The organism is Blautia sp. MSK.18.38 (genome assembly GCF_024460535.1).
Classification (GTDB): Bacteria; Bacillota; Clostridia; order Lachnospirales; family Lachnospiraceae; genus Blautia_A; species Blautia_A fusiformis.
Genome location: NZ_JANFYP010000010.1, coordinates 63,173 through 86,329, shown reverse-complemented (window position 1 = coordinate 86,329; position 23,157 = coordinate 63,173). Strand labels below are relative to the sequence as shown.

The 23,157-nt window shown below is 39.9% G+C and carries 29 protein-coding genes; 8 read left to right on the top strand and 21 right to left on the bottom strand.

Going from position 1 to position 23,157, the window contains the following annotated elements:
• Positions 1–452: 452 nt before the first annotated feature.
• On the bottom strand, positions 453–725 hold the full coding sequence (locus NE638_RS08205) for a helix-turn-helix domain-containing protein (RefSeq protein WP_015541278.1): 273 nt from the start codon (positions 723–725) through the stop codon (positions 453–455).
• Complete coding sequence (locus NE638_RS08200; RefSeq protein ID WP_005426505.1) at positions 712–1,149, bottom strand: RNA polymerase sigma factor; 438 nt, start codon at positions 1,147–1,149, stop codon at positions 712–714. The genes NE638_RS08205 and NE638_RS08200 overlap by 14 nt, the downstream gene beginning before the upstream one ends.
• Positions 1,150–1,653: 504 nt before the next feature.
• Here NE638_RS08200 and NE638_RS08195 point away from each other — a divergent pair.
• Positions 1,654–2,013: a helix-turn-helix domain-containing protein gene (locus NE638_RS08195; protein WP_015524620.1), complete on the top strand. Its 360-nt coding sequence runs from the start codon at positions 1,654–1,656 to the stop codon at positions 2,011–2,013.
• A gap of 63 nt (positions 2,014–2,076) precedes the next feature.
• Here NE638_RS08195 and NE638_RS08190 read toward each other — a convergent pair whose 3' ends face one another.
• Positions 2,077–2,412, bottom strand: a complete 336-nt coding sequence (locus NE638_RS08190; RefSeq protein WP_244094813.1) for a hypothetical protein — start codon at positions 2,410–2,412, stop codon at positions 2,077–2,079.
• Between the two features lie 171 nt (positions 2,413–2,583).
• Between NE638_RS08190 and NE638_RS08185 the strand changes: the two genes are divergently transcribed.
• The 3 genes from NE638_RS08185 to NE638_RS08175 all read left to right on the top strand — a co-directional run bounded on the left by NE638_RS08185 (position 2,584) and on the right by NE638_RS08175 (position 3,440).
• Positions 2,584–2,847, top strand: a complete 264-nt coding sequence (locus NE638_RS08185; protein WP_015541275.1) for a helix-turn-helix domain-containing protein — start codon at positions 2,584–2,586, stop codon at positions 2,845–2,847.
• 94 nt (positions 2,848–2,941) lie between these two features.
• Complete coding sequence (locus NE638_RS08180; protein WP_005426514.1) at positions 2,942–3,115, top strand: hypothetical protein; 174 nt, start codon at positions 2,942–2,944, stop codon at positions 3,113–3,115.
• Complete coding sequence (locus NE638_RS08175; protein ID WP_019162149.1) at positions 3,102–3,440, top strand: type II toxin-antitoxin system RelE/ParE family toxin; 339 nt, start codon at positions 3,102–3,104, stop codon at positions 3,438–3,440. Before NE638_RS08180 ends, NE638_RS08175 begins: the two co-directional genes overlap by 14 nt.
• Before the next feature lie 47 nt (positions 3,441–3,487).
• Here NE638_RS08175 and NE638_RS08170 read toward each other — a convergent pair whose 3' ends face one another.
• Entirely contained in the window at positions 3,488–3,847 is a 360-nt protein-coding gene (locus NE638_RS08170; RefSeq protein WP_019162150.1) for an MmcQ/YjbR family DNA-binding protein, read from the bottom strand.
• A gap of 400 nt (positions 3,848–4,247) precedes the next feature.
• Between NE638_RS08170 and NE638_RS08165 the strand changes: the two genes are divergently transcribed.
• Together NE638_RS08165 and NE638_RS08160 are read left to right on the top strand one after the other, a co-directional pair.
• Positions 4,248–4,589, top strand: coding sequence for a plasmid mobilization protein (locus tag NE638_RS08165; RefSeq protein WP_005426517.1), 342 nt, complete (start codon positions 4,248–4,250; stop codon positions 4,587–4,589).
• Positions 4,538–5,917: a relaxase/mobilization nuclease domain-containing protein gene (locus NE638_RS08160; RefSeq protein ID WP_173746008.1), complete on the top strand. Its 1,380-nt coding sequence runs from the start codon at positions 4,538–4,540 to the stop codon at positions 5,915–5,917. The genes NE638_RS08165 and NE638_RS08160 overlap by 52 nt, the downstream gene beginning before the upstream one ends.
• 23 nt (positions 5,918–5,940) lie before the next feature.
• Here NE638_RS08160 and NE638_RS08155 read toward each other — a convergent pair whose 3' ends face one another.
• On the bottom strand, positions 5,941–6,354 hold the full coding sequence (locus NE638_RS08155; protein ID WP_019162151.1) for a winged helix-turn-helix domain-containing protein: 414 nt from the start codon (positions 6,352–6,354) through the stop codon (positions 5,941–5,943).
• Positions 6,355–6,472: 118 nt separating this feature from the next.
• On the opposite strand from NE638_RS08155, the gene NE638_RS08150 reads away from it, so the two are divergent.
• Positions 6,473–6,847 (top strand): BlaI/MecI/CopY family transcriptional regulator, encoded by a 375-nt coding sequence (locus tag NE638_RS08150; protein WP_026077000.1) that lies wholly within the window; start codon positions 6,473–6,475, stop codon positions 6,845–6,847.
• 10 nt (positions 6,848–6,857) lie between these two features.
• Complete coding sequence (locus NE638_RS08145) at positions 6,858–8,654, top strand: BlaR1 family beta-lactam sensor/signal transducer (protein ID WP_015541271.1); 1,797 nt, start codon at positions 6,858–6,860, stop codon at positions 8,652–8,654.
• Positions 8,655–8,681: 27 nt separating this feature from the next.
• Here NE638_RS08145 and NE638_RS08140 read toward each other — a convergent pair whose 3' ends face one another.
• From NE638_RS08140 to NE638_RS08065, 16 genes are all read right to left on the bottom strand, one after another.
• Complete coding sequence (locus tag NE638_RS08140) at positions 8,682–9,203, bottom strand: DUF6070 family protein (protein ID WP_330603405.1); 522 nt, start codon at positions 9,201–9,203, stop codon at positions 8,682–8,684.
• Positions 9,181–10,236 carry a replication initiator protein A gene (locus NE638_RS08135; RefSeq protein WP_173746007.1) on the bottom strand — a complete coding sequence of 352 codons (1,056 nt, stop codon included), beginning with the start codon at positions 10,234–10,236 and terminating at the stop codon, positions 9,181–9,183. The genes NE638_RS08140 and NE638_RS08135 overlap by 23 nt, the downstream gene beginning before the upstream one ends.
• A gap of 22 nt (positions 10,237–10,258) precedes the next feature.
• Complete coding sequence (locus tag NE638_RS08130) at positions 10,259–11,146, bottom strand: ParB/RepB/Spo0J family partition protein (RefSeq protein WP_118608520.1); 888 nt, start codon at positions 11,144–11,146, stop codon at positions 10,259–10,261.
• Positions 11,139–11,915, bottom strand: a complete 777-nt coding sequence (locus NE638_RS08125; RefSeq protein ID WP_173746006.1) for a ParA family protein — start codon at positions 11,913–11,915, stop codon at positions 11,139–11,141. Before NE638_RS08125 ends, NE638_RS08130 begins: the two co-directional genes overlap by 8 nt.
• 11 nt (positions 11,916–11,926) lie before the next feature.
• Positions 11,927–12,094, bottom strand: coding sequence for a DUF3970 family protein (locus NE638_RS08120; RefSeq protein WP_118608518.1), 168 nt, complete (start codon positions 12,092–12,094; stop codon positions 11,927–11,929).
• A 19-nt stretch (positions 12,095–12,113) separates the two neighbouring features.
• Entirely contained in the window at positions 12,114–12,548 is a 435-nt protein-coding gene (locus NE638_RS08115) for a DUF6075 family protein (protein ID WP_118608517.1), read from the bottom strand.
• 339 nt (positions 12,549–12,887) lie between these two features.
• Positions 12,888–13,826, bottom strand: a complete 939-nt coding sequence (tsf, locus tag NE638_RS08110; RefSeq protein ID WP_110102467.1) for a translation elongation factor Ts — start codon at positions 13,824–13,826, stop codon at positions 12,888–12,890.
• Between the two features lie 36 nt (positions 13,827–13,862).
• The gene (rpsB, locus tag NE638_RS08105) at positions 13,863–14,606 is read right to left on the bottom strand and encodes a 30S ribosomal protein S2 (protein WP_044960678.1); all 744 of its coding nucleotides are present in this window, start codon (positions 14,604–14,606) and stop codon (positions 13,863–13,865) included.
• Positions 14,607–14,785: 179 nt separating this feature from the next.
• Entirely contained in the window at positions 14,786–15,553 is a 768-nt protein-coding gene (locus NE638_RS08100; protein ID WP_173746005.1) for a pseudouridine synthase, read from the bottom strand.
• Positions 15,553–17,736: a DUF6449 domain-containing protein gene (locus NE638_RS08095; protein ID WP_173746004.1), complete on the bottom strand. Its 2,184-nt coding sequence runs from the start codon at positions 17,734–17,736 to the stop codon at positions 15,553–15,555. Before NE638_RS08095 ends, NE638_RS08100 begins: the two co-directional genes overlap by 1 nt.
• Positions 17,711–18,613, bottom strand: a complete 903-nt coding sequence (locus NE638_RS08090; protein WP_173746003.1) for an ABC transporter ATP-binding protein — start codon at positions 18,611–18,613, stop codon at positions 17,711–17,713. Before NE638_RS08090 ends, NE638_RS08095 begins: the two co-directional genes overlap by 26 nt.
• Positions 18,606–18,980, bottom strand: coding sequence for a GntR family transcriptional regulator (locus NE638_RS08085; protein ID WP_173746002.1), 375 nt, complete (start codon positions 18,978–18,980; stop codon positions 18,606–18,608). The genes NE638_RS08090 and NE638_RS08085 overlap by 8 nt, the downstream gene beginning before the upstream one ends.
• A 280-nt stretch (positions 18,981–19,260) precedes the next feature.
• Positions 19,261–20,055, bottom strand: a complete 795-nt coding sequence (locus NE638_RS08080; RefSeq protein ID WP_256137139.1) for a CPBP family intramembrane glutamic endopeptidase — start codon at positions 20,053–20,055, stop codon at positions 19,261–19,263.
• A gap of 32 nt (positions 20,056–20,087) precedes the next feature.
• A complete protein-coding gene (locus NE638_RS08075; protein WP_059085566.1) occupies positions 20,088–20,735 on the bottom strand; it encodes an HAD family hydrolase in 648 nt (215 codons plus the stop codon).
• Positions 20,736–20,781: 46 nt separating this feature from the next.
• Positions 20,782–21,765: a hypothetical protein gene (locus tag NE638_RS08070; protein ID WP_173746001.1), complete on the bottom strand. Its 984-nt coding sequence runs from the start codon at positions 21,763–21,765 to the stop codon at positions 20,782–20,784.
• The gene (locus NE638_RS08065) at positions 21,743–23,008 is read right to left on the bottom strand and encodes a serine/threonine protein kinase (protein WP_173746000.1); all 1,266 of its coding nucleotides are present in this window, start codon (positions 23,006–23,008) and stop codon (positions 21,743–21,745) included. The genes NE638_RS08070 and NE638_RS08065 overlap by 23 nt, the downstream gene beginning before the upstream one ends.
• Between the last annotated feature and the right edge of the window lie 149 nt (positions 23,009–23,157).

The following is a 23,157-nucleotide window of genomic DNA, read 5'->3' as shown; positions in this document are numbered from 1 at the left end:
CTCTTTTTATGCCCGCTGATAAAAAAACACTTCATAGTTAAAATGTTCTTTTATCAACAGGCACTTTATCAAAAACCTGCAGGCAGCCACCAGGTATGACCTCATTGGATTTGCACCATCTTTTCAGACCGAATCTTTATCGGAAGTATCATTATCAAAAACAGTTTCCTCGCTACAAAGTTCCTAAGCTCTGTTGGTAGCAATATATTTCTCGCTCGTACCTTTCCTTCAATGCCAAAATCAGCACTTCCTCAGTTTTCACTTCTGTACTTCTCGACAATTTGTCGGGAAGTTAAAAAGCAGATAGTCTCCGCGTATTTGCTACATAGCTCCACTATTTCACACGTTCCTGCAAGTTAACTATATTTAATTTTCAAGGTACAGTTACACTACCCACGGATTTCTAAAGGGGATCAGAAATCTTTAGCAGTTTTTTTATATAAATACTCCCTTTACTGATTACTTTTCCTTACATATGATTTCGTATCAAATCCCAAGGTCTTAGTAATCAGTTTTGCTTCCAGGCGTTGACGCAGAGTTTCATCTACACAGTAATGCACCTGTCCAAATTCGTCAAACATTTTTCTGGTAGCCAAAACTGTTATGTACCCTTCATAATGCTTCAACACTGCCTGGATTGCCTCAGTATCACCAGTTGATGCTGCCTCAATAACATGGAATGGCAGCAAATCAAATGCGCATTTCTGTTTTTTACTTTTTTTCATTTGCAGATTCCTCCATATTTTTTCTCATCAGTTCCAGTGATCGTCTACGATGCTCATTAATTGTGCTGCGTACAAGATTCATTTCTCTGGCAATGTCTGCATCACTCATATCCATAAAATATGATAATAACACAACATTCCTTTTCTTTTCAGTAAGTGTCTGCAGTGCTTCAGCAATCAATGCATCTTTGACTTCTATGTCGTAACCCAGGACCTGAAAACGATGTGTTTCCATTTCATGCTCATCCATTATAAAAAGTCTGCTCAACTCCTTTTCTGATAATTCTGACAACATCACTTCATACTTCTGGCGATATGCCATATGCTTTTCATAATTAATAACTTCACTTTTCAATGCCAGCTTGCACAGAGAATCAAACTGATGTCTGACTGTCTGCTCATCTTGAAAAGAGGATTGCTCCATAAGAGTTCACCTCCTTCCCCGCCGGTAGGCAATAAGCAAAGTTCTTGCTTCCCCTTCACACATATCCCAAACGGATGAGTGCATTTGTCGGGGTGTGGGAAGAAATTTTTAAAAAATTTCTTAATAAATACGAGAAAATTGTTTTTCCTGTATTTTGAGATATATAAAAAACGTCCTAATGGGTAGTTTTTAGCCCATCGGACGCTATTTATATCAAAAGATAATATTTTGCCATCATTTTTTGTGGCATATAATTCACTTTTTGAGGTAAAGAAATTTATTTGCTTTTTTGAACTATTTATCTATTTCATCCGTCACGTAATGACGGATATGATACCAGACAATAAAATTCTTAATCTTTCCTATACCTCCGGATCTGTTTTACGGAAATTCAGAATTTTATATGTCTTTTAAAAAGTGAAATATCACCCTCTTTTTTAGTGAAATATTAGTTCATTTTCTTTCAAGAAAGGGAACTATACACTAAACATGGAGGTGTATCATATGCCAAAACAAACAGATAAAGAACTGGGATTGTTTTTTAAGAACGCCCGACACGAGCAAAAATTGACTTATGAAGAATTAGCTGAAAAAGCAGAAATGTCCAGCCGATATTTAAAGGAAATTGAAAATGGGGGCCGAGTTCCGAGTTTTCATAAAATCAGAAAACTGGTACGCGCTTTAAATGTTCCTCCTGAACCATTGTTTTATCCAAACAATCATACAGATAATCTTGATTATCAACGCCTGCTCATGTACCTGTCAAAATGCAACGATGAGCAAATTACCGCTATCCTTGCCATCGTAGAAGCATACCTGCGCACATACAAAATTCCTACAGACCACGATAAACAAGATCCCTGAAATTCATTTGAATTCTATCTGAATTATTCTGAAGAAGCGGTATGGTTTCCCATACCGCCACTCTTAACGTGCATATTTTTCTATCATTCTCTTAACATTCGTGGATTTCTTTATTGCCCCTATATTAATAAGAAACTCAACTACATCCATCATTCCCTGGTAATAAGCCCGCTGCTCCTCTTCATAATGGAAATGTTCTAACTGATCCAGATATTTATTCCAGAAATTCTGCTCACGCTCTGGGATTTTTTCCAGATGTAGTGGCAGCTTCTTTTGTATTTGTTTCAAATTCTTCTCTGCCTCTTTCCATTCTTCCAGCTGTACTGTATATTCTCTTTCTCCGGAGTCACAGCGCAATTCCTCAAATAAATTCGATACTGCTTCATAAAATTCATTCATCTTCTTTCCACCTCTCATTAGAATTATTTCTCATTACAGGCAGCATTATCATTTTCTTATTTCAAAAATCAAATAAACTTTCCCAAAACTTCATCTTTAGAAGTATAGTAACAATATTTTTCCTTAAAATCAATAATAATACTTCATCTTTAGAAACTTTTGAGGATCAGAATGATTATTTATTGGGATAAAAAAACGAACAGTAAAAACAGAATAGGACAACGGGTAAAAGAATTACGAAAGGCTCATAATCTTACTCAGAAAACACTCGCTGCCAAATTACAACTTGCAGGATATGATTTTAATGATCTGGCAATCCTGCGAATTGAACAAGGCACACGTTTCGTTCCCGACTACGAAGTTGTCGCACTGGCCGAAGTATTTAATGTTTCCTGCGAATATCTTCTTGGTCTGACGGACGCTCCTGCAAAATAATTCAATTGTATTGCTGCCCATTCTATGCTAAACTATGGATAGATACTTCTGAACAACATACACTATTTATAAACCGTATGATTGGAGTGATTTCATGGAATTAACAAAAAAAGTCCCTACAACCGATAAAAACCAGGAAAACAATCATCTTCTCCGCATGTTAGACCGGGGAATTGATGATATGGAAGCTGGTCGTGAATTGCCACTGGAAGATGCTTTTCGCAAAATCACAGAATTAAGGGATGCACGAAGAAATGCAAGAATATAAAATTATTTTAACCTGGGAAGCAATTTACGATGTCACAGACATTGCAGATTATATTGAAGAAGAATTCGGCCAGCAACGTGCTGACCGTTTTCAATCTGATCTGAAAGAACAAATGCAGAATTTAGGCCAGTTCAGTACTGCCTTTCCCCGAACTCAAATTCTGTACAGAGGATATTCCATACATAAAAGATCTTTTCCGCCATCTATTATTTTTTATATTATAATGGAAGAAACAAAAGAGATTCATATTCTCCGAGTGTTGCGCCATGAACGAGATTGGGAAAATATCCTGTTGCAAAGATCAACTTATACATATCCAGAATGAATACCTGGGAGCCAATCAGAGATTTTTCTGAAAGGCTTCCTTTTTTATTACTTCCCACTGTCAATTAAATCATAACTCATATCCAGAAAATCCAGCGTCTTAGCTTCACTGACAGAATCATCCAAAAGAATCGTAATCCAGTGTTGCTTATTCATATGATACCCCGGTAAAAATCCATACGTTTGAATAATCATCCCAACCAGATCAGGATCACATTTTACATCCAGGATGTCAATGTTTCCATCTTCTTCTAATCCCAGTATTTTCTTTTCCACTACCATAATTATAGCATACCATTTTCCATTTTTATGTCGAAGCACCGCAGAATCAGGATCTTTTTTCCATAAATATTCCGGTTCAGTTCCATATTGCTCTTTTACATATTGAAAAATTTCTTCACGTTTCAAATTTATCCCTCACTTACGATTTCTTTCTCTGATTATACGCTATCAGGATTGTATTCTCAACCACTTCTCACAGTTCTATTTATGTTTTATAGCTTTTGCATAGCCTGCTTTGCAGGCTACACCCCAAAAGAAGCAAGCACTGCCAGTGTCATGACACCTGGCTCATTTTGTCAAATTCCCTTTCCGGTTCATTCTACCAAAATGTATCAGGGAGTATCCCTGGCCCTCTCATATTTTATAATTTCTTAATTTGACGCTTCCGCCTACTCCTGTTAAAATAAACTGTAGACACATCTATCCAAAACATCATACAGTCAAGTAATATAACTGTCATAACCGAACTGGTTAGACAGTTTTTTTGTACTCTTTTTTATAGAAAAAAACGAATTGGAGGATTTCAATGAGCAAACGTACCAGAATTCATCCCGTACAATTTTATTTGAATGATGACGAACAATACATTTTAGAAGAAAAATATCGTCTTTCCAGGATGAAAAGCAAATCTGCCTTTCTACGGAAAATGATCTTATATGGATTTGTATATGAAGTAGACTACTCTCATATCCGAAAAATGAATACCCTGTTGGGCAATATCAGCAGCAATTTGAATCAGATCACCCATCGTATAAACAGTACCAATACAGTTTACCCAAAGGACCTGGACGATATAAAGGAGTTAATGGAAAAAATATGGCAGTTACAAAAATCCATGGTATCAAAACAACCGTTAATAAAGCAATAGAATACATCTGCAATCCAGATAAAACTGACCAGAATCTATATATTTCTTCCTTTGCCTGCTCTCCCGAAACAGCCGTTCTTGACTTTAAATACACTTTGGATCATACACATGACTGCAGAGATCCGCACAATACAAATAAGGCATTTCATCTGATTCAGGCATTTTCCCCTGGTGAAGTTTCCTATGAAGAAGCCCATCAAATTGGCAAAGAACTTGCGGATCGCTTACTGGAGGGAAAATACTCCTATGTTCTGACAACACACACTGATAAAGGTCATGTACATAACCATTTAATTTTCTGTTCTGCAGATAACATCACTTTTTCTCATTACCATGACTGTAAAAAGAATTACTGGAAAATACGAAATCTCAGCGACACTTTATGCCAGGAACATAACCTGTCCACAATTATGCCAGATGGTAAAAAAGGAATGAAATACAATGAATGGGCTGCAAATAAATCTGAATCCAGTAAAAAAGCGCAGCTGCGAAAAGATATCAACCAGACAATCCGAATTGTTTCCACTTACTCAGAATTTCTTGCATTTATGAAAGCTAAAGGATATGAAATAAAAAACGCAGAATTTGGCGAAAGCAGCAGAAAATACATTACCTTTCGTTCTCCCGATATGTCCCGTCCAGTGCGTGGAAGTGCTAAATCTTTAGGAAAAAATTTTACTAAAGAACGTATCAAAGAACGCATTGAAAATAAACGTCAGAAAGCTATTTTTCCTTCTGTTCATAACAAATTAATAGATACCAATGCTCCCAATATAGCAGGAAACATTGGACTTCAGAAATGGGCAAATAAGGAAAATTTAAAAATTGTCTCTGCTGAATATAACAAGATGTTCACACATAATCTACATAATTTTTCAGAACTTGAAGACCGCATAGCCTTGTTACATATGCAGCAAAAAGAGGTAAATACCTCTGTTGTTTCTCTCGAGTCTCAGATACGCCATCTTCGAGAAATGCTAAAATATGCCGAACAATATCAGAAAAATAAAATTTACGACGACCATTATAAAAGCTCCAAAGATCCAGATCGTTATTTCCGTAAATATGAATCTCAAATTATTCTTTTCGCGGGTGCTGAACATATTTTACAGGAAAATGGTATAAACCTGAAACATCTTAATTCCAATAAGTTGCAAGAGCAAATTGCAGATCTTATTTCCAGAAAAGAATCTCTAAATACTCAATACGTTTCTTTTAAGCAAGAAATAAAAGAGTTGGAATTGATACATCAAAACCTGTCCAAATATCTCAAACAGGATGCTCCTGAAATACAAAGATCTTCTCATAACCAACTCCCTTCTTTGTAAAACCATAATAATAGGCAGCGATTTCACTCGCTGCCTAAATTCCCATTAAACCGATATCCTACACCTCGTACTGTTTGTATATATAATGGTTGTCCAGGATCATCTTCTATTTTTTCTCTGATATTGCAGATATGTCGCATAACCACATTATAATCACCGGAATAAGGTTCATTCCATACCAGATCATAAACCATTTCTTTTCCAAATATTCTACCTGGACTTTTCGCTAAAAAAAGTAAAATATCATATTCATATTTTGAAAGATGAACATCACTATCATTCTTTTTAACAATTCGTTCCTGTAGATATATTTTTAATTCTCCAAACCTTATAATTTCCGGTATGAATTGGTTTTTATGTTCCCAGCTAGTCAATATGTTTTCACTTATGCTTCCATTAGCATCTGTGATTCTCTCAATAATTTCTATCTTTTTCACCTTTATTGCCTCTACATTATTAATTTTATATTCTATATATCATCTGCCATTTGACTTTTTTCTTCTACAAGTAATATAATATATTTATTACATATGTAGGATTTAGCAGGAGGATTTTATTATGTCACTACCCCAGATTTCAGAAGCCGAATTTGAAGTTATGAAAATTGTATGGAAATATGCTCCCATCAATACAAATGAAATTACAGAAAAACTTACTCTAACTACCAGCTGGAGTCCAAAAACAATTCAAACTCTTATCAAGAGACTTGTTTCCAAAAAAGCTCTTTCCTGCGAAAAACAAAGCCGGGTATTTGTCTATACTCCATTAGTCCAAGAAGATGAATATATACGCCAGGAAAGCAATTCTTTTTTAAAGCGATATTATAATGGAAATCTTTCTTCTATGCTGGCTTCTTACCTTGAAGACGATAAGCTCTCTTCAACAGAAATTGATAACTTACGCCATTTATTATCAAAACATCAGAAATAGGAGGTTTTGAATGAGCAACTGGATCATCCACTTTTTAATCAGTAATATCTTCATATGTATTTTTACACTTGTAATAATCGGAACAAAAAAACTTCTGAAAAAATATTTATCTGCGACTACACAGTACCATCTCTGTTTTCTTTTATTTTTATTACTTGCCGTGCCATTTTTTCCTGTACAGATTCATGGCTCACAACTTTTTTCATGGTTACATTTTTTTCAAACTGACTCAGGACTTAACTCTGGTACCGACACGCTATCCGAACTTACCAGTAATACACAAAATATTTTGTTAAACCAGGTGAATGATTTTTCAGTTTCCATCAGTAGTCAATTTTCTGGAGGCTTGAATACCATACTCTTTCTAATATGGATAACGGGTGTTATGATTATGTCAGTCCTCACCCTTCATTCATTAAACTATGTACGTTCCATAAAAAGATCTGCTCTCCCGCTTCAAAATCAGCAGGTAAAAACTATTTATTACAATTGTTTAAAGGAACTTAAAATCTCTCACCCAGTATCAGTCTACAGTACTGCATTTTTAAAATCACCAGTTTTAATCGGAATAATACATCCCAGAATTTACATTCCCATCCATTTAATTTCCGAACTGAATCCTGATGATATGCGTTTTATGCTGCTACACGAATTACAGCATTACCGTCACAAAGATACATTTATTGGCTTCCTCATGGTCATAAGTAATATACTCTACTGGTTTAACCCTTTTGTTTGGTACACTTTAAAAGAAATTCTCTGTGACCGTGAAATAGCCTGTGATTCTGCTGTATTGCAGATGATTTCTGCTGATGAATACCAAGCTTATGGAACTACACTGATTAATTTTGCAGAAAAAATATCCTCTTTTTCCTCTCCACTGGCAGTTGGAATGTCCGGAAATTTCAGGCAGATGAAACGACGTATTCTCAACATCGCCGTTTTTAGGAAAGAAACTCTTTATCAAAAAATGAGAGCATTGATAATTTATCTGGTCATTAGTGCTGTTTTTATTGGATGTACACCCATTTTATCCATTGATGCCTCTACTCAAAACGTATATCATTTTAGTGATACAGACAAAAATATCTCCCTGTTAGATATATCCGAAACATTTGGAACATATGATGGATCATTTGTTTTGTATGACAATAATTTGGATTCCTGGAAAATATACGATCTTGAAGAAGCCACCAAACGTATTCCGCCAGAGTCTACCTACAAAATATACGATGCATTATTAGGGTTGGAATCCGGAATCATCACACCAGAACACTCTTCCATGACATGGAATGGTGATGCCTTTCCTTTTCCATCCTGGGAAGCTGATCAGGATTTAAACTCTGCTATGCAAAATTCCGTTAACTGGTATTTCCAGGCAATTGATTCGCAGCTCGGAATTAACAGAGTCCAGGAATTTTTGAATAAAATAGAATATGGAAACCAAACAACCAGTTCAAATCTGGATTTATACTGGTCCGATTTTTCATTAAAAATCTCGCCTTTAGAGCAAGTAACATTATTAAAAAAATTTAACACAAATGAATTCCATCTAAATTTCCAAAATGTATTTTCTGTTAAAAATGCTATAAAAATTGCCAGTACACCTAATGGTAATTTCTACGGAAAAACTGGAACCGGTCGTGTCAACGGACAGGATATCAACGGCTGGTTTATCGGATATGTAGAAACTTCCGATAACAGCTATTATTTTGCAACCAATATCCAAAGTGATTCTAATGCAACTGGCAAAAAAGCATTTGAAATCACTTCTGATATCTTAAAAAAATTACATATATGGAATTAACAAATATGAAAGGGCTGATAGTTGTTATCAGTTCTTTCTTTTTATTCTATATTGATATTTGGGAACTTCTTTCGTACCATTATTCAGAATTTTATTCCCCATATATTTAAAACTCTTATCATCGTTGAACTTAACAGTCAGCTCACTTGTAATAACGGCATCATTACATATAAATGTATCACATACAGCATCAACAACCAACACACTGTTTCCCTCTCCGCTATCTCTTATTTCAACGACCTCCGGTAAAGATGTTCCAAAATGAGTAGGGCTATAATTTAAACAGCCTAATCGTTCCCAGTCATAAGTTTGATGTTCCGAATCAAATACTGCCCATTTTTTAATTTGATCTGCTGTTATCGGCAAAAACTCCATTATCAGATTTTCAAACTCTTCTGCCGGAATTCCACTTGAGTTACCTGAAAACTCATATCTCTCCCCGTATTTCATTCGATATAAATATTCATATAAACCATTATAATCTAACCCTTCCATATCAGATCTATCCCAATCAGAACATAAAAGATTATTCCCCTGATATCCAAGCAAATACACACACCTCTTTGAAACTTGTCGTTATTGAATTCATAAGACAGGTAAGCAAATACGCTTTTATGTTCTTTACTTCCCTGGTATTCTCATGCAGACAGTCAAGTACATACTCTATGTGGCTTTCTTCCAGCAACAATAATCTGCTTTTTACGAACTGATATGGGTATTTCACTCCACTGATTGTAATATTCTCCCGTTCTATGCTGATTGTTTCCACAATTAGTGCCACAATTTCATCCAACTGTTGCTGTTCCCCTAGTCTACATCGTTGTACAAGACAGTCATATTCAATATTTCTTTTTACAAGTGCAGTATTCATCTGGAATAACCCCATCTCTTCCATCAAATCCATTGACTGCTGTTCGGAAGAATCTGAAAGATTGATAAGATCAGTATTACTTCTGTCAGTATTACTAATATCAGTATAATTATAATTAGTATTATTAGGGTCGGTTTTTCCGACTTCTGTACTTCGGTTTTTCCGAACTCTTGACTTCGATTTTTCCGACTTCCAGACTTCGGTTTTTCCGAACTCTTGACTTCGACTTTCCAGAACTCCAGACTTCGGTTTTTCCGAACTCTTGACTTCGGCTTTTCCGACTTCTTGACTTCTGTTATCATTCTCTGCCGAATCTAATACTTTTTCTTTTCTATATACAAAGCTCTTTACATAAATAATTGTTGGTTTTCCCAATCCTCTCTTTACTCTTTCAATCAAACCAATTCCTTTATCAGTATCTAATTCTGCAAGAATTTTCACACCTTTGTCTTTTCCGCAGTTCATATATTCCATCACTTGTTCCAATGTAAATATGATATAAACTTTCCCCTCATTGTCCACCCAATTATTTCTGATAGACAAAGCCATTCTGTCCAGCATCAGCCCATAAAGAACCTTTGCATCGCTGGACAGATTACGGAAATATTCATCTGTGAATAATACTTTGGGAATACGGTAAAAAGCAAACTGTTCCGATTCATAATCGTGAAAATAACCAAACTCTATTTTTGTGCTTTCGGATTTTGCCATTTTGCTTTCCCTCCTTCCCTCGTTATTGGCTTTTCTTCCAGTTATCAAGCAGTTCATAGATAACCTGTTCAATCTGTTCTCTGTTATATTCCTTTGGGAAATACTTTCGTATTTTCTTTTCAGTTAAAGTAACTTTTCCTGTCTCTGTTTTCTTTTCATTCAGAATAAGCTGTACCGCTAATTCTGTCAGTTTACCTTCACCGCTGTATTGCTTCAGTTTTGTTGCCATTGAACCTGTAACAGAGCTTGCTCCAGACACTATGCAGTCTTTCACCCAAATCTGCTCCGTTTCTGATAAATAGGTTAATGAAACACCTACTGTAAAATTAATCTTTCCTTCATCCAACAATTTCAGCAATTCCGGAATAAGACAGGTCAAGCGTATGTAACGCTGAACGGTTCTTCCACTGTCACCTGCAGCCTGTCCAACCAGATCTGCACTGTCAACAGAAACTGCGTTTTCGTCTTTTATGCCTTGATGTTTTACTGCATCCATCTTCATCTTATAAGCATATGCCTTTTCGCTTGGAAGCAAATTTTCTCTCTGTATATTAGAATCCACCATAACGATTACGGCTTCATCATCGGTATAGTTTCGTATGAGTACTGGCATTTTACTTTTTCCAGCCAGTTCGCAACCACGTTTTCTCCTGTGACCAGCAATCAGTTCATATCCTCCCTCTGCGCGAGGACGTACCAATGCAGGATTTAAGATGCCATAATTCTTGATACTTTCTACTGTTTCAGCCATTTTTTCATCATCATTTACATGAAATGGATGATTTTTAAACGGATATAACTCGTTTAGCGGCACTTCAAAAACCTGATTGAAGCTATTTTGTTCTGCTTCATTGATTCCAAGCAATTCATCATAAGAAGTAAGCTGAATTTCTTTCTTAGGTTTACGCATGATTCAGCACCTCCTGGACAAGTGCCTGATAACTGTACGCACCTTTTCCTTTTGCATCGTAAGAAAAAATACTGACACCTTCTGATGCAGTTTCGGCAAGAGCTTCTGTTCTTGGAATCGTTTGATTGAAAATTTTAATCTCTGCTCCATAAGCATCTCGCACTGCCTGCTTGTTTCTCTTTGAGTTGTTATAATGACAACTGTCCATAGTAAACAAAATTCCCTCAATCTGTAAAGCTGGATTGAATCTCTGATGAATTCCTTTCACAACTTTCAGCAATTCCATAAGTCCATCTGCCGCATAATATTGTGGCTGTACCGGAATCAATACACTGTCAGCTGCAGTAAGGGCATTGATTGTCAACATTCCCAATGAGGGCATACAGTCAATTAAAATATAGTCATACTCCTGTTCCAGAAGTTCCAAATACTCCTTTAAAACTTTTTCTCTGTCCTCTACTGTGAACAATGACATATCCATTCCCGAAAGTAGTTTGTTAGATGGAATCACATCTATTCCTTCCGCATGATGTAAAACGGCCTCCTTGGGATCAAACTCTAATCCCATGATAATATTTTCCATCATTGTTTTCAGTGTCACTCTCAAATTCTTTGGAAATCCAAGCCCCATTGTCAAATGCCCCTGTGGATCTGCGTCAACCAGTACAACTTTCTTTCCTTCCTTGGCCAGTCCTACTCCAAGATTGATAGTGGTAGTGGTCTTTGCCACTCCACCTTTCTGATTTGCGATTGCGATTACTCTGCACATAACTTTTCCTCCTAATGTCTGATTCTTTCGACGTCTACATACACACGAAAATATTTGTTTGTCCCCTTATTTGCATAAGGCTCTGATATACTTAAAATTTCAAAGTTACTATTCTTTTCCAATATTTTTCGAAACCATTTCAGTTCATTTGTTGTTCCCTGTAATCTGATTTTCAGCATTTTTGACCTCCAATCATTTTTAGGAGCAATACTCCGGATAACGTATCTTTATTGCCTCCCAAAAGAATTTTGCATACCCACAGCAAAACAGATCTTCTACTGTATAACAGCTGCACTCCGATAACTGCTTTTCCGCATCTTCATAGTCATAGACACTGGGTGTACCGTTGCAGTAGAGATTAAATGCCATGCGTACAACTCTGACACTACCACTTGTCTGCCATCCTTCCTGCAGACATTCTGGCTTCACACTGCCATTTTTAAAATCATAAATTCTGTTAACGTGTTTTCGTGTATCTCTGTCGATTCCAAGACAATATACCAATGCTTTGTGATATACATCTTTCCATCTGCATTTTGGCAGATATTCCAAATAGAACTCCTTATGTTCTTTGTTCATAAAAGTTATTGTGCGAGCATCCTCGCCAGCTGCGCCTATCGCTGTACTTGCCATACTGATCTCCTCCTTATAAAATTGGTTTTTAAGTTTATAATTTGTTTTTTGAAAATTATGGTGATCTGATGAAACCGCTGATAATTTGAGTAACTTCGCTGAAGATTGCAAGCCTTTGCTTTTACTCAGTTTTTCCTTACTCAATACTCAATTTTAGAAGATTCTTGGTGATTTCCAGCGATGCTTGGCGGTATTTAGGACTTTTTTAGAAAAATATAGAAAAAAGCCCCGAAAACCTTATAATCACTGTGAAACGTAGTGTTTATAAGACTTTCAGGGCCTTTAAATACTTAAATTTAGACTTATTAAAATAATATAATGAAAACTTAAGCTAATGGATTACTTACCCATCTGCTTTGCAACTTCCTCAGCGAAGTTCTCTTCTTTCTTCTCAAGACCATCGCCTGTCTCGTAGCGAACGAAGCCTTTGATCTGGATCTTAGCACCGTTCTCTTTTGCTACCTGCTCTACGTATTTAGCAACGGACTGTTTTCCGTCCTCTGCTTTTACGTATGTCTGGTCAAGAAGGCAGATCTCTTTGAGCTCTTTCTTGATACGTCCTGTGATCATTCCCTCGATAACCTTAGCCGGTTTCTGGGACTCCTTCGGGTCGTTCTGAATCTGAGCCATAAGGATCTCTTTCTCATGCTCGATATAGTCAGCGCTTACTTCCTTGTCGCTTGTGTACTGCGGTTTCAGAGCTGCGATCTGCATAGCTACGTTCTTAGCCATCTCTTTAACAGCATCGTTAACAACATCTGTCTCAACGTCTACAAGAACGCCGATCTTTCCACCCATATGAGTGTAGGAAGCGATGAATCCGTTCTGCTCCTCAACCTGAGCAAATCTACGGATGTTCATGTTCTCGCCGATTACTGCGATCTGAGCTGCAAGAGCCTCTTTTACAGTCTTAGTTGTATCAAGTGCCCATGCCTCAGCAAGGAAAGCATCGATATCAGCTGCTGTTGTGTTAAGTGCCTGTGCTGCAACATCTGCAACATAGCTCTGGAATTTCTCGTTCTTTGCAACGAAGTCTGTCTCAGCATTAACCTCAACAACGACTGCTTTCTTTCCATCCTCTGTTACCAGAGTTTTGCAAAGACCCTCTGCTGCGATACGGCTTGCTTTCTTCTGTGCTGTAGCAAGACCCTTCTCACGCAGGAACTCAACTGCTTTATCCATATCACCATCTGTAGATGTAAGAGCTTTCTTACAATCCATCATTCCGGCGCCGGTCATCTCTCTTAACTCTTTTACCTGTGCTGCTGTAATAGCCATTGTTCGTTTCCTCCTGAAATATTCTGTTTATACGAATTATTCCTCTGTAGCTGCAAACTCCTCAGACTCAGCCTCGATCTCGCCATCTGCCTCAGCAGTTCCCTGCTTAGCCTCGATAACAGCGTCAGCCATCTTGGAAACGATGAGTTTTACTGCACGGATAGCATCGTCATTTCCCGGGATCACATAGTCAAGCTCTTCCGGATCACAGTTAGTATCGCAGATACCGATAAGCGGGATTCCAAGTGTATGAGCCTCCTGTACGCAGATTCTCTCTTTCTTAGGATCTACGATAAAGATAGCATCCGGGATTCTCTTCATCTCTTTGATTCCGCCAAGGTTCTTCTGAAGCTTAACAAGCTCTTTGCGAAGCTCGATAACTTCTTTTTTAGGAAGTACGTCGAATGTTCCGTCAGCTTCCATTGTCTCGATCTCTTTCAGTCTTGCGATACGGCTCTGGATTGTCTTGAAGTTTGTAAGCATACCACCAAGCCATCTCTCATTTACGAAGAACTCTCCACAACGCTCTGCCTCTGTACGGATAGCATCCTGAGCCTGTTTCTTAGTTCCTACGAAAAGGATGTGTCCACCGTTGGCAACGATATCTGCTACTGCATTGTAAGCATCGTCAACCATTCCTACAGACTGCTGAAGATCGATGATATAGATACCATTTCTCTCTGTGTAGATGTACGGAGCCATTTTAGGGTTCCATCTTCTTGTCTGATGTCCGAAATGAACACCTGCCTCTAAAAGCTGCTTCATTGAAATAACGCTCATGTCTTTTCTCCTTTTTGGTTAAATTCTTCCGCACAGGTCGCCTTCTCTCTGGACCCATCCTCACACCGTAGGGCACCATCCTTATAGAATCGCCGTGCGTGCTTATTTTTGCAACTTCTGAATTATAGCATAGAAAATCCCCTTATGTAAAGGGGATTTTTCCAATTTTTTTCTGTTTTTCAGCGGTTTCCGGCAGACTTCAGAAGCTCCAGCTCTTTTTCGGTGAGCGAACGATATTTTCCTGTCGGAAGATCTGAAGGAAGCGCCAGCGGCCCCATGGATAGTCTTTTCAAATAAGTTACTTTTTTTCCCAGTGCCTCCATCATCCGTTTTACCTGATGGAATTTTCCCTCGTGGATGGTAAGTCGGATCTCAGATTCCCAGTTCTTACCGGCTTCTGCAGATTCTGTACCGGACTCCCAGGTAGAAAGGATCTCCAGCCTTGCCGGTCGTGTAAGATCTTTTTCCCCGATATCCACGCCTTCTGCCAGCTTCACGACATCTTCTTCTGTCACTTTCCCGGATACTTTTGCATAGTAGATCTTATCCACATGCTTTTTCGGAGAAAGAAGCTCATGTGCAAGAGGACCGTCGTCTGTGATCAGAAGGAATCCTTCTGTATCTTTATCCAGACGCCCTACCGGAAAAAGTCCCTTTCTTCTGTCTTTTTCTTCAATATAGTCGAGAACCGTTTTATCTCTGGAGTCCTCCGTTGCGCTGACACAGCCTGCCGGCTTGTTAAAAAGATAGTATACATATTCCGGTGCAGCATGGATCTCCTGCCCGTTCATAACCACCTGATCTTCTTCCCATACTTTCAGCTCCGGTTTTTTCGCAGTTTTTCCATTGACCTGCACCTGACCCTTCTGTATGTATTTTTTTACCTCGCTTCTTGTACCTGCGCCGGCATCTGCCAGAAATTTATCCAGCCGGACTGGTTTTTCCATTAATCATTTACCTCCCATTCTGTTACATGGGCTGCCTTTGCATCTGCTCTGATAAAATCCGGGATCTCACCGGCAAATGTCATATAAAGTCCGGAATCCCCGCCGGTGCTCTCCTGTCCTTCCAGAACCACTTCCATTGTGACATCTGCATTCCAGATAGTCCATCCGTTTACCAGCTGTGATGGACGGATACATTTTTTCAGAGCTTCCAGCTGTTCCTTTTTATCGTAACGGACTTTATAACCGTTCTCTGTTTCTTCAAGATCCGAAACAGGCTCAATGTCGGAAAAAGCTTCATCATCTTCGCCGGCAGCTTCGGAGCTGAAGTAATAAACATCAATATACTCAACAGACAGCTCATCCATGGAAAGAGGATATCCTGTTTCTTCCAAAATTGCAAGTGTTCTCTTATATGCCGGATACACCAGAACGGAGGTAGACACCCTCTCTCCTTCCTGAACAGCCGGTACATTCATTCCCCATTCATCCATGTATCCTTCTGACGGAATTCCCGCATAATCGAACATCAGCATTGCACATGGCTGGTCTTTTACTGTCTGACCGCCGTTTTCCAAAATGTCCTTTCTCAGCGCCTCTGCCAGTGCCTGACGCTTCTCTGCATTTTTCTCAAATAAGGAATGAATATCTCCGTCACAGAAAATACCGGTGACCTCTTTCAGATACTGTTTGTCCAGCTGGAAAAATGAATATCTGTCTTCTTTCCATGTCTGCTCGTCATACAAGGCTTCCATAAGATTCTGCGCCTGTGCAGAAGATACACTATAGCTTCTGCATACACTGAATCCTTGTTTATTTATGTAACGCACATACATGCGCCTTCCTGATTTTTTTCCTTTTTCATTCTGAAGCCTGATATCCTTCAGACTGTTATACAATGCTTTACTTTTCATCACCGGCTGATCCAGCAGACCGGAACTATTGTCTGAGGTAGCAGTATACCGGATCTTATAGATTCCATTTTCTTTTTTTTCCACATTGCAAAGCTGCTCAGTATATGAGAGATTGCATACATTTACCACAACTCCCTGAAGATTGTCATAAGCCGGAAAATATCTGTCATATCCCAGAAGATCTATTTTCATGGTCAGCGCACAGATCGCCACAACACCTCCAAAGATCATAAGCTGCACTTTTCTGCGGAAAAATCTGCGAAAATCCATTTCGTAGATCACTTCCAGAACTCCATGGACCAGGATCGTTCCCAGTATCATTCCGAAGATCCACCATGCTGTTTTGGATGAATCTTCCGGGATCATATAAAAGATCAGACCAATCCCCAGTCCGGATGGTATTGTGATCAGAGCACTTAAGACCGGTTCCATCCAGGTATATACCAGTGCTTTTCCGGTATTCTCTGATTTTCGCCTGCAAAATGCCATCCAGGATAATACTGCCATAAGCAGCAGCACAAAGATCAGTATCAATAACTGTTTTCCATAGTTCCCGCTGCTGTATTTATCCATAAAGCTTACGATCACCATAAGGGGAGAGCCCAGGTCCCGCACTGCTGCCAGGATCCCGTAACTGCCTTCGTACCAGGTATCAAAAAATAAATGTCCGCTTAACTGCAGCATCACTGCCAGAACGATACTGTAGGTAAACAGCCCTGCCCATGCAAGTGCTCCCATCAACATGGTACCGGTGCAGGCGATCACCAGCACTGTGGAAAAATACACCAGAAGATACATCAGGAGATGGAGCACCAGCAGGATCAGTGCCTTTTTCATAATGGAAAGGCTGTAATATCCTCTGGCTGCCCCGATGCATACCGCAGCAAATTCCATGATCACATATGGCACTAGATAATAAAGAACAGCCAACAATACTCTGTGCAGAAACAGTGCACTTCGCTTTACCGGAAGGCTGTGATAGAAATCCACTTTTCTCGGGGAATACAGATACCAGAAGCCGCTTACTGCTGCAAAAAATGCGGTTACCGCAGCCACAGCTGCTCCCATTGTAAGAAAGTCACTGTTCCACAGGCTGGAATACAGATAGGAAAGCTGACTCTGAGTATAACTGCGCTCATTCCATTTTCCCATCAAAATAAGTTCCGCTACCGGAAATGCAAGGAGAAATGCAATCATGGCAAATGCCGGGATCCATCTTTGTCCTTTAGAAGAAGATTTCATATACTCACTGGAATAAATTTTTGACTTCATAGCCTGCCACCTCCGTTTCGCTGATAAATATTTCTTCCAGAGTCAGTGGGAGCACTTCGCAAAAAAGAGGATTTTTTGCCTGTATCTTCTCCATGATCTCTCTTCTTGTTCCCCTTGCAGTAATAAGCAGTAGGGAACCCTGATGCTCTGTTTTCAAAACCTCCAGCTCTTTCTTTAATTCTTCTTCTTTCTTTTTGTCAGTAAGTACACACTGGATCTTATGGATGTGGAATTTCATATCCTCCAGATCTCTGGAAAGGAGAATTCCTCCCTGATGAAGAAGCCCGATGTGATCGCAGATATCTTCCAGCTCACGAAGATTGTGGGAAGCGATCACCGGCGTAAATTCACGACTCATGATCTCCGATGCAAAAATACTTTTTACTGCCTGGCGCATTACCGGGTCCAGGCCATCAAAGGTTTCATCACAAAACAGATATTTCGTTCCTGTACTGATTCCCAGGATCACCAGAAGCTGTTTCTTCATTCCCTTGGAAAAAGTACTGATTTTTCGTTTTCCATCCAGATGAAACTGCTTCATCATTGTCTCAAAACGCGCCTGCTGAAATCCCGGATAAATACAACGGTAAAATTCTGCCATGTCCAGAGCATTGTAATTTGCCGGAATATATGCATCGTCCGGGATGTAGAAAAAATGCTCTTTGACCCTTTCATTTTCAAAAACCGGTTCTTCATCCATCAGCACCTCTCCTCTGTCCTGACGGATGATCCCGGCCATGATACGGAGCAGAGTACTTTTTCCCGCACCGTTGGAGCCGATCAGTCCAAAAACCTCCCGTTCCCCGATATCCATGGTGACCTTATTTACTGCCTGTATCTTACCGAAAGCTTTGCTGCAGTTTTTTATCTCAATCATTGTTTCCCTCCTTATAGCATAAGCGGATCACACCGATCATTTCTTCCTCCCCTACTCCCAGAGCCATTCCCTTTTCTGTGATCTTTTTCAGCTCACTTAAGGTTTCTTCCATACCGATCTGCCTGATCCTGCTGCTGTCTGTGACAAAACTGCCTTTTCCCTTCACCGGACAGATCAGCCCCTGCTGCTCCAGTTCCATATATGCCCGCTGGATGGTATTGGGATTGATGGATAATTCCACGGCCAGCTGCCGCACAGACGGCATCTTGGAAGATGGCTCCACAGCTCCTGACAGGATCAGCATCCGGAATTTCTCTACGATCTGCTCGTAAATGGGACGGCTGTCCTGATAGTCCAAGAATATCATACGACGCTCCTTTCTCTGTAATCTGTGTATTAAGTGTATTAATTCTTTTAATACACTTATGATAGCACATGATACAAAGGTACGCAAGAAATGGTCTCTTAAATAAATATAAAATCTATATAAATTTACCGGCAGCAAAAGATTCCGGCATATTTTTATAAAAAAAATCTGTAATGGCATCCTTATACTATGATTCCACTACAGATTCTCTGTAAAGCAAATATTCATCTATCACTCTGCCTGATCCAGTAGCAGGCAGATATTCGTGATCCACATTGGATCAAACAGCCCGGTAGCCACGTTTTTCTCCCCGGCGTGCAAAATACTGATATCCTCCGATCATCGCTGCCGCAAAAACACCATAGATCATCAGAAGGCTTCCTGCTCCGACTTTTTCCACCAGAGTCTGGGCGTATTCACTGAAAATAAGTATCCAGGTATTGGCTCCGATGTGCATCAGCACACTGGTCCACTTATTACCTCCCATCTCCAGAAACCACGCAAAAATCCCTCCCAGAACAAACGCATACACAGCCTGCAGGACATTTCCGTGATAAATTCCGAAAAACGCCGCAGAGATCACAGCGGAAACCAGCACTGAAAAGTGATCCCGAAATCGCAGATAGATCAGCCAGCGAAAGATCATTTCTTCCGCAACAGGCGCTATGATACCCATCCAGAAGATCATCATAAACAAACTCTTTCCTGAGGTAATCTTCGTCATCGTCTCTCCATAGCTAGATGAGATCCAGTTCTGCAGGATCGCCACCAGCACATTGGCATACTGGGCAAATCCGGCTCCAGCAGCAAGAAGAAGCAGCATTTCAGGAATAGATAGCCTTTGTTCCTCAACGGAAGTCAAACCGCCGATCAGCCTTCCTATACGATCCTTCCGGTAAAAATATACTGCCGGAAACATAACCAACACTCCGGTAAGTCCGGTGATCACCAGCGTATAACTATAGTACCTTTCCTGTGCGTTGCCGACATGCCCTGTCAGCCAGAGAAGCACGGCGCTTCCGAGGATCTGTCCGATAAGATAATGGATTCCTGCCGGATAAAGCTCCCTCCACACTATTTGAAAAATATTCTGTCTGTGCAGAGGGGTCAGACGAAAAAATTCAGAAGTTCATCTGCGGAAGCTACGATCTGAAGAGGCTGTGCCTTTTCCAGTTCTTCTCTGCTTCCATATCCGTAAGATACAGCCACACACTGGATCCCGCATCGTCTGGCTCCGAGAATGTCATGTTCTCTGTCACCCACCATGATCACCTGGTCACGATGGTCAGAAAGGCTCATTCTTTCCAGAGCTTCCTCGATCACCTGAGATTTGGTTACTTTCGGTCCATTGAGGTCCGTCCCGGCGATCACCTCAAAGTACCGGCTCAGATTAAAATGGTCCATGATCTGTGTTACGTAAAAGGTCGGTTTCGCAGACGCCACAGCCAGTCTGTAACCACGACGTTTCAGTTCTGCCAGAGTGTTTTCCACACCGGGATAAACGGTGTTCTCATACATTCCTTTTTCTGAATACCGCTCTCTGTAATATTCAATTCCCTTCTGTGCTGTCTCTTTATCAAATCCCGCATATTTCATAAACTGTTCCAGAAGCGGCGGACCCACAAAAACCTTCAATGGCTCCAGCTCCGGTGCCGAAACTCCAAGTTTCTCCAATGCATACTGTACAGATTTCGTAATCCCCTCTCCGGATTCTGTCAGTGTTCCGTCCAGATCAAAAAAGATTGCCTTATACATAAATTCCTCCTGTTGTATAAAATAATCAGTAAGTATGCCTATTGTATCACTGTTTTTCTGGTAAGTCCATGGTTTCATAGTACAGCTTCCCGGATTTCACAAAACCCATGAGTTCTGCTTTCCAGGGATTTCTGCTTTTTTTCGGTAATTCCGCCAGAAGCTTTTTTCCTTGCCAGTAAAAATCACATTCTTTTCCATTGATCCGAAATGAAAGGATCTGGAACGGAATATCCGGACTGATCTCTATCCGGATCCTGTTACCGTCTGTTTTCATTCGGATCACCGGTTTTTGCTCTTTTTCTTTTTTCCTATCCGACGTTCCTGTTGGTTCTGTCCGATAGTAAGATAATGCCGGATTTTGCTTTTTCTCCCTCTTTGATGCATCTGTCACTGACTTTCGAACTGGTTTTTGAGTCAACGTTACAGATGGACTTGCTGTCACTGTCTGTATGGGGATTGGTTGTTCAGTCAGTATTGGCAGTTTTGTTGGTATCGGCGTTTCCGTCAGTTTTTCCGCAAGCGTATCAGCTATCTCTGCTTCTTCCGGAATAGTTATCCCCGGATTTTCATCTTGTCTGATATCCGGTTCCTGAACTTCATAGCCTTCTCCCCCGACCCCCGGATCTTCTCCATTTTCCATAAAGCTTTCTTCCTGAGAACGTACCTCATCTGTCTGAAAATCTAAATTCCATTGTGCAGACTCCTCCTGATCATTCTCCGATTCTGCCCAGGCAGCGGAATACTCCTCAGTATTTCCTTCTTCTCTGTTCCAATTACTATCATCACTTCCTTCTCCTGCATAGCTTTCTTCCCAGTCTTCCGGCAGCTGTCCGGTTCCTTCTCCCACATTCATATCAAATCCACCGGTATCAGAACTATCCATTCCTGACACATCAAATCCATAGACAGCAATGGAAGGGATCATCCAGCTGCATAAGACCAGCAGAAACAAAACAATAAAACAGGTTTTCCTACTAGGAATTTTCATTTCTTTTGGTTTTTTCTGATCACTTTCTCTTCTTTTTCTCATTGATCTCCTCCCAAAGCTGCAGATTTCTGCTTTCACTGTCATCCAGTAATTCCGCTTTTTCTTTCTCTTTATAATCTTCCCACAGCTTTCTGCTGGCCTCTTTCTGACCGGTCCGAATAAGAAACATCCCATATTCCCCGTAGGCCACAGGATATTCTGCATCATACAGAAGAAGATTTTCATAATATAAAGCCGCTTTTTCCGGTTCACACAAAAGCTCCGCATTCCATGCCAGCAATAGCTCAATACGACGCTGCTGTTCTTTTTCCCCATAATTTCTACTTAACCTCTGGAGTCTCTTTTCCGCTGCCATACAGCACTTTTCCCGATTTTTTGAGTCTTCCGGATACTGTCTGGCTTCGTAATACAAATCTGTTACTTCTGAGATCGCCACAGAAAATTCTTCCGTTTTCAGCAATCCTGCTATCAAGATCAGTGTTCCTATCAGAATCCCTGCAGCTGCCGCTTCCAGAAATCGTTTTCTCCAAGTGATCATCCGATATCTGTTTTCCAGCTTTTGGATTTTCTTCTGAACCACTGACATATCCGAATATCTGTATTTTTCCTGTTTTCTGGTACATCGGAACAGAAGCCAGAAAAAATCCGGATATAAAAACCACTGCCATTTCTTTTTTCCGCAAAGCTTTTCCAGGGTCTTCCCCAGAGCATAAATATCACTTCCCGGTCTTAAGTAGCCCTGATACTGCTCCGGCGCCGCATAGCCTTTCGTTCCTTCACAGATCTGTTTTCTTTTTCCATGATCGAACATGGCACTTCCAAGATCTATCAGATACAGATGCCCGGTTTCAGAAAACATAAGATTATCCGGTTTCAGGTCCCCGTAACAGACCGGTGGCTTCCGACTGTGAAGATATTCCAATACTCTGGCAATCTCCTTTCCCAGAGCAAGGATTTCCCGTAAAGAAAACCGTTTTCCTGAACGGAGAAGTTCTCCCAGCGACTGACCCTTGATATATTCCATGATCAGATAACAATACTCCCCTGTTTCCACATAATCGATAATCTTCGGTATTGCAGGATATTCCAGATGCTGCATGAGTCTGGCTTCTTTTTTCTTTGCGATCGGTATCTCTTTCACTGCACGGCAGATACCAAGCTCCATATCTTTTGCCAGATAAAGGCTTCCACCTCCGCCATGTCCAATTTGTTCTACAATGCAATAACGTTCTTTCAGAACATTTCCGATCAGACAGATCACCTTCCTCTCATTTCTGTCAGACAATATTTATAATTACGTTTCTTATTGATTTGGGATAATCCGGTGAATTCCGGTTTGAAAAAAAACAGATAACTTATAGTCAGGCAGAAATTCGTGATCTGCCCTCGTTTAGGATAAGTCCTATTATAGCACGTCCTGTTCTTTTTGCAAAG